The organism is Rhodococcus sp. NPDC059234, assembly GCF_042754225.1.
Classification (GTDB): Bacteria; Actinomycetota; Actinomycetes; order Mycobacteriales; family Mycobacteriaceae; genus Rhodococcus_G.
In genome coordinates, this window is the sequence record NZ_JBHZAH010000220.1 from 1 (window position 1) to 1,677 (window position 1,677).

Here is a 1,677-nt window from a genome sequence, read left to right on the forward strand (position 1 = left end):
CCCCTGGGGCGCGGGCCGTTCGCGTTCTCGGCGGCGCGCCGAAGGCGGTGTCGAATTTGTCGTCGCCGACCTCGGTTAACGCAACGTTCACCGTGTTGTTCACGCGGTCGCGGGGCGTTCGGACGTAGCGTTCTGCTTACCGGGTGACAGGGGAAGTCGCCCGTCCGGGAGGTTCGAATCGTGACTGACTTGTTCAGGGCGAAGGGGCCGGCACCCGGCCCCTGTGGGACGTAAGACCCACCCGGACCGAACGGCCCAGCGAACGCCGCTTGCGCGGGTGCCGCGCAGGTCGAGGAGCCACCGTGACCGAATCCCGCTCCGTCCGCACCTACGTTCTCGACACCTCGGTCCTGCTCTCGGATCCCTGGGCCGTCACCCGGTTCGCCGAACACGAGGTCGTGCTGCCGCTCGTGGTGATCAGCGAACTGGAGGGAAAACGCCACCATCACGAGCTGGGATGGTTTGCGCGTGAGGCGCTTCGGATGCTCGACGACCTGAGGCTCGAGTACGGGCGACTGGACCAACCGGTGCCGATCGGCACCGCGGACGGCACCCTGCAGGTGGAACTGAACCACACCGACCCGGCGGTACTGCCGGTCGGCTTCCGCACCGACTCGAACGACTCCCGGATCCTGGCCTGCGCGTTGAACCTGGCCGCCGAGGGCAAGGACGTGGTGCTGGTCAGCAAGGACATTCCACTGCGGGTCAAGGCAGGTGCGGTGGGGCTGCCCGCCGACGAGTACCACGCGCACGACGTGGTGCCGTCGGGCTGGACCGGCATGGCCGAGCTCGACGTCGCCTCAGGTCGCATCGACGAGCTGTTCTCGGAGGGGGAGATCGATCTCGACGAGGCGCGAGAGTTGCCGTGCCACACCGGTATCCGGCTGATCGGCGGCAGGTCGAGTGCGTTGGGGCGGGTGAACCCCGACAAGCGCGTGCAGTTGGTGCGCGGCGAGCGGGAGGCATTCGGCCTGCACGGGCGTTCAGCCGAGCAGCGCATCGCGCTCGACCTGCTGCTGGACGAGAGCATCGGGATCGTCTCGCTCGGTGGCAAGGCCGGCACCGGCAAGTCGGCGCTCGCGCTGACCGCGGGCCTCGAGGCGGTCCTCGAACGCCGCACCCACCGCAAGGTGGTCGTGTTTCGTCCGCTCTATGCGGTCGGCGGTCAGGAGTTGGGTTACCTGCCGGGCAGCGAGAGCGAGAAGATGGGGCCGTGGGCGCAGGCCGTCTTCGACACCCTCGACGGGCTGGCCAGCCCCGAGGTGATGGACGAGGTGGTCAGCCGAGGCATGCTGGAGGTGCTGCCGCTCACCCACATCCGTGGTCGTTCGCTGCACGACTCGTTCGTCATTGTCGACGAGGCCCAGTCGCTCGAACGCAACGTGCTGCTCACCGTGCTGTCGCGGCTGGGCACCGGGTCGCGGGTAGTGCTCACCCACGACGTCGCCCAGCGCGACAACCTGCGCGTCGGCCGGCACGACGGCGTCGCCGCGGTGATCGAAAAGCTCAAGGGGCACCCGCTTTTCGCGCACGTCACGCTGACCCGTAGCGAGCGGTCGCCGATCGCCGCACTGGTCACCGAGATGCTCGAGGAGTTCGGCCCCACCGCCTAAGCGGCTTCGCCGCAGTGGTGCGGATACGGAGGCCTGGTTCTCCGTATCCGCACCACTGCGCGTC

The 1,677-nt window shown here is 68.6% G+C and carries 1 protein-coding gene; it reads left to right on the top strand.

Translation table 11 applies throughout. The annotated features are described in order from the left end of the window. The first annotated feature begins 302 nt into the window (after positions 1-302). Positions 303-1,613, top strand: coding sequence for a PhoH family protein (locus ACFXGJ_RS24370; protein WP_378625846.1), 1,311 nt, complete (start codon positions 303-305; stop codon positions 1,611-1,613). Positions 1,614-1,677: the final 64 nt, after the last annotated feature.